Raw genomic sequence first — 7,695 nt, forward strand, 5'->3', positions numbered from 1 at the left:
ACAGGATAATGCAGACGTTTGAAGGCTTTTCGGATAAGGGGCATCGTTAGAACTCTCAACAAAAAATGACAGGTTACCTGACTCCACTCCTTAATGCGACAGAACCTGGTCATGATTTCACTGGGATACATATGACCTTGTCAGCGGCGCCAACGATGCCCCTGATTAAGACAAAACTACTCCCATTGAGGAATGAAAAAACGACAAAAGTCATCGACATCGCAGAAAATTTCAACTAATTTGTTCATTGCCTGTTCCTCCTCAGAGCGGTCTTTGGTGTGCACCAAAACTTTACTCCTGGAACAGGCACTTCGTCAATTTCTTAACCAGAATTCAGAGGATTATCGCTCTGTAAAAGTGATAATCAAGATATAAGGTTAGTTAGATAAGTCCATGTACCAATATTATTCCGATACATAAAGGTCCGACATATCTCCATATAAACAATAAATATTGATGACCGCGTGATGACATATCATCTGGTATTAGTGCATTAATTTTACGTGACCAACCAAATACGAGACAAATTATAATACCGAATAATGGCATTAGAATATTAGAGGTAATAAAGTCCAATATATCGAAAATAGTTTTCCCACCTAATGTAAGATAGCTTAAAGGACCAAAAGATAAGGAAATTGGAATTCCCATTAGCATAATCGATGCAGTGACTACTAAACTAGCTTTACGGCGAGACCATTTAAATCGCGTCTGAACATAAGCGACAATGTGTTCAAGTAATGAAATAGCTGAAGTTAGTGCAGCCATCAACAATAACAAAAAGAAAATAATTGCTAGAATCATTCCTCCAGGAAGGCTGGCAAAATAAATTGGCATCGTCATAAATGTTAAGCCTGGACCTGCATTTGGTTTTAAGCCAGCGGCTGTCAAAGCGGGAAAAATCATCAGACCAGCTAATATGCAAACTAAAGAAGAAAGAATGACAACCCAGATACTCGATCGACTAATTCCTTTGTTATTAGGTAAATACGAGCTATAAGTGATGTGAATTCCCAAACCAATAGACAGTGAAAAAAAAGCCAACCCTAAAGCATCTAAAATTCCTTTGCCTGTCAAACTACTAAAGTCTGGATATAAGAATAGTTTTAATCCCTCAGATGATCCTGGTAAACGAATACCAACAACAATTAATACTAACATGATCAAGAACAACAGAGGCATCATGATCTTAACTGATTTTTCCAACCCTTTTTGCACCCCTGATAGAACAACAAAGCAGGTTAATCCTGAAAATGTCAGATGTGCAACTATTGGCCACCATGGATTACTGATGAAATTGGTGAAAATAGAGGTTAGCTGAGAGACATCTGTGATATTCAACTGCCCTGTACTCGCCATCACGGTATACCCTATAGTCCAACCACCTACTACACTATAAAAGCTATAAATACACCATGAGCTGAATATACCTATAATTCCAACCCATCCCCAGTATTTACCCAATGATTTCTTAAACGCATTAACAGCAACTTCATTTGTACTACTTCCCAGTATATTTTCAGCTAAAAGAAGCGCTAACCCAATCACAAAACTAAATAATAAAAATACAATCAGAAATGCTCCCCCACCATTTGTTGCTGAAACATACGAGAATTTCCAGATGGCCCCCATGCCAACAGCAGAACCAGTTGCTGCTAATACGTGACCTAAACGTGACGTCCATTGTTGACTCATAATACCCCTCGAACAGATATAGTATATGTATTTACTATCACCGTAGTAATAGAAAAATGTAGTAATGCTCCAAATAAATTTGGAAGTAAAAGTATTTTTTATACAGACAGGAGGAATATCATAAAATCATCAATCCAAATATCTTTATATAATAAATGCATATCACAATAATTATTTCCCATGGAATAATTTTATTAGTAATTTGTCCGTTTGAAATGGTAATTAAAATTTGTACTTGCCCCCACAAAAACGGACATCTTTAACTCGCCATATTGAGAGTACGATACTCTCTCGGTGAGAGCATTTTCAATCCGCAGAGCAGATGATAGTTATTATAATCCTCGAACCAGGCCGCAAGCTGAACCATAACCGTGATGGTATCAGGCCGGTTACTCAGGTAGACATAATCACGTTTGAATGTTTTCACGAAGGCTTCTGCCATACCGTTGCTTTCCAGGCTTCTGACCGGGGTTGTACACACTTTAAAGCCCAGTGTTTTTGCGAAGTTCCGTGTTGCTTCAACCGTATAACAACTGCCATTATCCGTCAGCCACTCAATTTCCTGAGGAAGACACGGGATGTCACCGAATCGCTTTTCCAGACTCTCAACCAAAAGATCCTGCACCATCGTCGCACTGATACCCGCGGTGGTGGCCACATAGCTCAGGATTTCTCGGTCACAGCAATCCAGACTAAAGGCCACCCGGACCTTTTCCTTATTCTCGCATTTGATTTCAAAACCATCAGAACACCAGCGCGTGTTTGAATGCAATGTCATCACTTTACCTCCATGGGCGCGATGTTCGCCAATACGGACTACTTGTTTGGGCAGAAGCAGATTATTGAGCCGCATAATGCGGTACACCCGCTTCGGATTGACCCGGGGTATCGCGTGCCCTTCCTCTTTTAACTGCCAGTTTAAGCGCGCTGTAATACACCGGTAACCGTTGATTGCACGTTGCTCGCAGAGCTGCTCAATCATCGGCAACAACAGAGCATCTTCCGCTTTATTGTAGCGCGCAGAGCGCCCTTTCTGGCGATGGGTTATCCGCAGATACAGATTCGAGCGCGACACACCCAGCGCGGCTACGACCCGGACGACAGGGTATCGTCCGGTGGCAGTAAGGGTATGCGCGATATCAACTTTTTTGCTTTGGTGATCTCCAGTGCTTCTTTGAGGATCTCCGTTTCCATCGTTTTACGGCCGAGCAGTTTCTCAAGCTGTTTGATCTTTTTATGCAGCGCTTTGTGTTCAGCTACACTGACGACTTCATCACCGGATTGAATGGCTGACATACCGCCCTCTTGCATCAGTTTTTTCCACTTAAACAGTAAACTAGGAGTAATGCCGTGTTGCCTCGCCACCCGTGATACCGAAGCTCCCAGTTGCTGGGTCATGGCAACAAATTTAGCCTTCTCTTCGGTTGAATAACGACGACGGCGCTGTTCGCCAGTAACAATTTCAATATGTTTCATCGGACACTCCTTCAAGACAGGTAAACCTATCACTTAATTGAATTATAGAGTGTCCGTTTTAATTAGGGGGTATTACATCCCACACTTTTTTATACTCTCACTTATATTTTTAAAATACCCAGTTTGCCAGGAGTAGATGAACGGCTAGACCAAAACCTATAGATGTAAGAGCATTTCTGCTATACCAATAAAAAAGTATTACAAGTAATGTAGAGATAATTTGTGGAATACCATATGGTATGGCTGTAAAATCAATGTGTATAAATGTATAAACAACGAGAAGAAACATTACACCTACAGGCATTTTATTCCCAATATGCTTAAGATATTCATTATTGGATAATAAATCAACCAATATAAACGGAATTGCTCGCAGTATAACAGTTATTACCGAAACAGTTAGAACGGTCCAAAGAATATTAATCTCAGACATTGTTAGTGTTTTCCTTTTCTTGTGGAGATTTATAATCTTTGCTAATCAATATGAGATAACAAATCAAACCTGTTGCTAGAAATGATGTTTTTATTAAAAAAAACTCAAAAATAAACCCAAATGCACTCGAGATAATTGCATAGATTATTAATTTGTTTTCTGTATTATATTTTATTGCATCAATAGCCAATGTAATAAACATGGCTGTTAAAGCAAACTCAAATCCAGTTATCTCTGGGGGAATTAATGTCCCTAGAAATGCTCCTACACAAGCTGCACCAACCCACCATAAATGACTAATTATTTGAAGTAATGTAATACTGATTCCATCTAAATTTTTCCCATCTCTGGCACAAATAATTCCATAGGTTTCATCTGTTAGTGCAAAAATTCCATATGATTTTTGTAGTAATGTGCGCAGCGATTGTAGTGGAAAAGATAATCCATAGAAGATATGACGAAAATTAACTATTAAAGTTGTCCATGCAATAGTTGCAAGCGATAGTTCAGATATAATGAAACTAACGACTAGAAATTCAATGGAACCTGCAAATATTATTAGTGCAGAAATAGGAGCCCAAAACCAATTAATTCCGCTAGACACCATGAATACACCTAGAGCGAGCCCTAGAGGAATGTAAGCAGTTGCAATAGGTATGGTTAATTTAAATACGTAAAAAAAATTCTTTATAGTCATAATCATTACCTAACTAATAAACATTATAAATCAATTAGATACTAATGTTTAATATCTACAAAACATATAAAAAATAATGATATGTTATTTCAAATAATATATCATTATTTTTACTAAAACGGATGAATTAATGATTAAATTCATCCGTTAAATAATCTATATTTTTACTTACAGTCGTTCTTGAATATCCAATGTGTCTAGGATCATATTTAAACAAATCTGAAGTAGCTTCTCATCACGTGCATAGGTCAGTCTAAATCCATTTTTAGAGCCAAAAACTTCTGCTGGCATAATTAAAAGTTGATGCTTTTTAAGTAACTGTTCAGCAAGTATTGAAGAGTCTATTGAATTCTTAGTATTAAACCATGCATAAGGTGTATTATTGGGAGGAATTAATTCAAGCTTATCTTTTGCAAGCTTTGAAAACTTATCAAGCCAAGGTCTTCCAACTTTTATATAGCTATTAAACCGTTCTATATGTAGCTCTCTCTCCAATAATATTTTCTTTGCTATATTTTCAAGGAGCAGTGAATTACAAACTGTTGTATAGCGTTTATAATTTACCATTTTTTCAATGATTTCATGGTTATTTGATACTGCCCAACCGAGTCTTAAAGCAGGTAAGCCATATATTTTTGAGAGGCTTGATACAGATATTGATAATTCATATTTGTTTATGATTGAGTCTGAAAAATCAATCAAATATTCTTCATCATTTAAAATCCAAATTCTATTTCGTTTACATATAGAAATAATTTTTTCCCATTCATCAGTGTTTAAGACTGCCCCCGTCGGGTTACAAGGGTTATTTAGTATCAATAACTTTGTTTTCGAAGAAATAGAGTTTTCGAGATTTTCAACTGGAAAACCTTCTCTTGGGTTCCATTCAAGAAGTGTGACATCGCAACCAATACTTCTTGGAACCTCCCAAGCTTGTTGCCATCCAGGTGTTATTGTAATTACATGATCTCTCGACTGTAGAAGAGTACGATAAAATATATATAGTGCTTCTTGAGCACCATGTGTAACAACTGCATTTGTTGATGTAATATTATTTTTATATTGTGAAGTTATTAGTTTTCTTAAATCATCACTTCCTCGATCAATGCTATAATCTAAACACCAGTTATCATCAATGCTAATATCCTTTACATGCTGAAATTGAACACCACTCTCAGCTAAGTCATATTTGAATTTACCGTGTGCTTGATTAAATAACCATTCTTGAATAGTGTAACTGGCAATAGACATTATTGATCCTTAATTTTAGAAAAAGTAATAACAAATATATCTCGGTAAGCTGAACCAGGTAATTTAGGTGTTATTGGTGTAATATAATGCTCAACTTCACGATCATCCAACACCATGATCTGACCAGGCATCAGAATATGTTCTTTTAAATTGTTTTTATCAACTAGAGGACGAACTATAGAAATAGCTCCATTCACATTATTTAGAGAAACACAATGTATAGCTACATAGTCGAATCCATCTTGATGAAAACCTTCAGGTGCTGGGTAGCCATTAAAATCATCTGTAGATAAAATTCTAATTTGGTGACATCCAATTTTATAATTATTATCCGGAATTACAGAACTATTTATCAGTTGGTATATTATTAATTCAATGTATTTTTTACATTCTGTAGATAATGAATCGAATTTTCGAGTTACACCTCCAGCGTAACTATTAAGTTTTTCTGATTGTAAGAAATATGAATCGCTATTCCAATTTAATTTATGATTATCTATAGCACATATATTATAGGCGCGATAGCGAAAAACATGTTTATCCTTTAGATAGTTATCTGCTTTAAGAGTATCAAATGTATCAAACGGTGCATGTTTGAACTCTTCATGTAATTCTAATACATTAATCATGAAAATTATATTCCTATATAAACTACAGATCCAAAATTACATTGGATTGGATTGATCAGTGCAACACTTTTAAAAGGTGTAAAAATAACCTGAAACTCAACAACCACCTACTAAAGTAGGTGGGTTAGTGATTAACGGACTGAAAGTCCGGATACGCATCGGCTGAACGATGCGTCAATTATCTACCCTGAAGTTATCATCCGGGTTTGGTTCAAAATGATGATCCAGATAAGCCTTAATCATCTCTTCCGTTAACTGACCCACTGTGGCACAAAAATAGCCTCTGCCCCAAAAATGCTGACCCCAGTAGCGCTTCTTCAGATGAGCAAATTCTTCAAACAACTTGCTCGCTGTCCTTCCCTTCAGTCGCCTCATGATTTCTGAAGGCGCTAATGTCGGGGGGCAACTCACCAGTATGTGAACATGATCTTGGCTCACTACACCACTTACTATCCTAATTTCAAACGCTTCACCTGTCAGCACTTTGTACCTGTATTTTGTTACCCACACAAAATGATATTCAATCTGGAATGCCGTGTGGCTGCCATATCTGTAATCCATATTGCACCTCTCGTGCAATAGAGTATCGCAGCTAAAGCTGACCGACTAAAGTCGGTGGTTTTAACCTTTCATATGAAAAATAAATAATTTACTTAACTCCTTAAGATAATGTATTTTTTCATAAAAATTCTACTGTAAAATTGGAAACAGTGTATTTTTTTAAGTTACATTAAGAAATAACTATTTTAAAAAGTAATATTTTCCATAGATAAAATCATCTTGTCGTTTTTTTGTGCAAAACTTTGTTCTTATAAGTGAACTTGTTATTTTTAACATTAAATTAATTTATTGTCTACAAATTAATTTAAACTATTTACCTAGTTAGTTAGTTAATTAGTTAGTTAATTAATTAGTTAGTTAGTTAATTATTTTCATTAAAATAATAATTTAAAAAATTAAAACGAAAGTGAATTCATATATATTTATTTATATCGCGAATTTTTTCTGATTATATACGCAATTAACTTGAAGATGCAGGACTTAAAGTCTGAAAATTATCTGTCAACCGGGTGGTGAGTTCTTTCACTTTTTCTGGCAATGTGACATGAAAAAAGTGATGCAACGTTTCACGGAACGTTTTTGCATCCGGAAAATAGATATTGTTTCGCACCTGCTCATTCGCATACTTCCATAATCGCTCAATCGGGTTGAGGTTAGGGCTGTAAGGTTCTGTCGCATTAAGTGGTCATCAGGTAAGCTCCCCTGTTTTTGAGCGAGTCCAGAACGATGTCCCTGATCCGAAACGCGTTTAAACGCCTCCATTATCCGGTCGATATCATGGCCCAATGTGTTCGTGGGTATCTGGCCTACGCCCTGAGCTGGTTCTGTCGCATTAAGGAGTGGAGTCAGGTAACCTGTCATTTTTTGTTGAGAGTTCTAGACGATGTCGTCATGAGATTTTCAGCCAAAGAACAAGGCAACGGATTTGCACTGCGGCAAGAAAAGACGCGCTA

At 36.6% G+C, this 7,695-nt stretch carries 7 protein-coding genes and 3 pseudogenes; 1 reads left to right on the plus strand and 9 read right to left on the minus strand.

What is annotated here, in order from left to right; all coding sequences use genetic code 11:
* Positions 1-143: 143 nt before the first annotated feature.
* The 9 genes and pseudogenes from NXS07_RS17810 to NXS07_RS17850 form a co-directional block, all read right to left on the minus strand.
* A pseudogene (locus NXS07_RS17810) lies at positions 144-248 on the minus strand (IS982 family transposase); the annotation flags it as partial.
* A gap of 133 nt (positions 249-381) precedes the next feature.
* A complete protein-coding gene (locus NXS07_RS17815) occupies positions 382-1,695 on the minus strand; it encodes a sodium-dependent transporter (RefSeq protein WP_258087302.1) in 1,314 nt (437 codons plus the stop codon).
* Between the two features lie 259 nt (positions 1,696-1,954).
* A protein-coding gene (locus tag NXS07_RS17820) for an IS3 family transposase (RefSeq protein WP_258087303.1) occupies positions 1,955-3,171 on the minus strand; the annotation gives its coding sequence in 2 pieces (ribosomal slippage) (positions 1,955-2,847 and positions 2,847-3,171; 1,218 coding nt in all).
* A gap of 109 nt (positions 3,172-3,280) precedes the next feature.
* Entirely contained in the window at positions 3,281-3,604 is a 324-nt protein-coding gene (locus NXS07_RS17825) for a branched-chain amino acid transporter permease (RefSeq protein WP_258087304.1), read from the minus strand.
* Positions 3,597-4,301, minus strand: coding sequence for an AzlC family ABC transporter permease (locus tag NXS07_RS17830; protein WP_258087305.1), 705 nt, complete (start codon positions 4,299-4,301; stop codon positions 3,597-3,599). Before NXS07_RS17830 ends, NXS07_RS17825 begins: the two co-directional genes overlap by 8 nt.
* Before the next feature lie 168 nt (positions 4,302-4,469).
* Positions 4,470-5,552 carry a pyridoxal phosphate-dependent aminotransferase gene (locus NXS07_RS17835; RefSeq protein ID WP_258087306.1) on the minus strand — a complete coding sequence of 361 codons (1,083 nt, stop codon included), beginning with the start codon at positions 5,550-5,552 and terminating at the stop codon, positions 4,470-4,472.
* The gene (locus NXS07_RS17840) at positions 5,552-6,181 is read right to left on the minus strand and encodes a 2OG-Fe dioxygenase family protein (protein ID WP_258087307.1); all 630 of its coding nucleotides are present in this window, start codon (positions 6,179-6,181) and stop codon (positions 5,552-5,554) included. Before NXS07_RS17840 ends, NXS07_RS17835 begins: the two co-directional genes overlap by 1 nt.
* Before the next feature lie 174 nt (positions 6,182-6,355).
* Entirely contained in the window at positions 6,356-6,742 is a 387-nt protein-coding gene (gene tnpA / locus NXS07_RS17845) for an IS200/IS605 family transposase (RefSeq protein WP_258087308.1), read from the minus strand.
* 460 nt (positions 6,743-7,202) lie between these two features.
* A pseudogene (locus NXS07_RS17850) lies at positions 7,203-7,424 on the minus strand (transposase); the annotation flags it as partial.
* Between the two features lie 44 nt (positions 7,425-7,468).
* On the opposite strand from NXS07_RS17850, the pseudogene NXS07_RS17855 reads away from it, so the two are divergent.
* Positions 7,469-7,695, plus strand: a pseudogene (locus tag NXS07_RS17855) (hypothetical protein); the annotation flags it as partial.

This window comes from Xenorhabdus bovienii, from assembly GCF_024721015.1.
Lineage (GTDB): Bacteria > Pseudomonadota > Gammaproteobacteria > Enterobacterales > Enterobacteriaceae > Xenorhabdus > Xenorhabdus bovienii.

Bases quoted from the DNA above. Each gene is read 5' to 3' on its own strand.
- NXS07_RS17815 (WP_258087302.1), bottom strand. From the start codon at position 1,695: ATGAGTCAACAATGGACGTCACGTTTAGGTCACGTATTAGCAGCAACT.
- NXS07_RS17830 (WP_258087305.1), bottom strand. From the start codon at position 4,301: ATGACTATAAAGAATTTTTTTTACGTATTTAAATTAACCATACCTATT.
- tnpA (WP_258087308.1), bottom strand. From the start codon at position 6,742: ATGGATTACAGATATGGCAGCCACACGGCATTCCAGATTGAATATCAT.
- NXS07_RS17835 (WP_258087306.1), bottom strand. From the start codon at position 5,552: ATGTCTATTGCCAGTTACACTATTCAAGAATGGTTATTTAATCAAGCA.
- NXS07_RS17825 (WP_258087304.1), bottom strand. From the start codon at position 3,604: ATGTCTGAGATTAATATTCTTTGGACCGTTCTAACTGTTTCGGTAATA.
- NXS07_RS17840 (WP_258087307.1), bottom strand. From the start codon at position 6,181: ATGATTAATGTATTAGAATTACATGAAGAGTTCAAACATGCACCGTTT.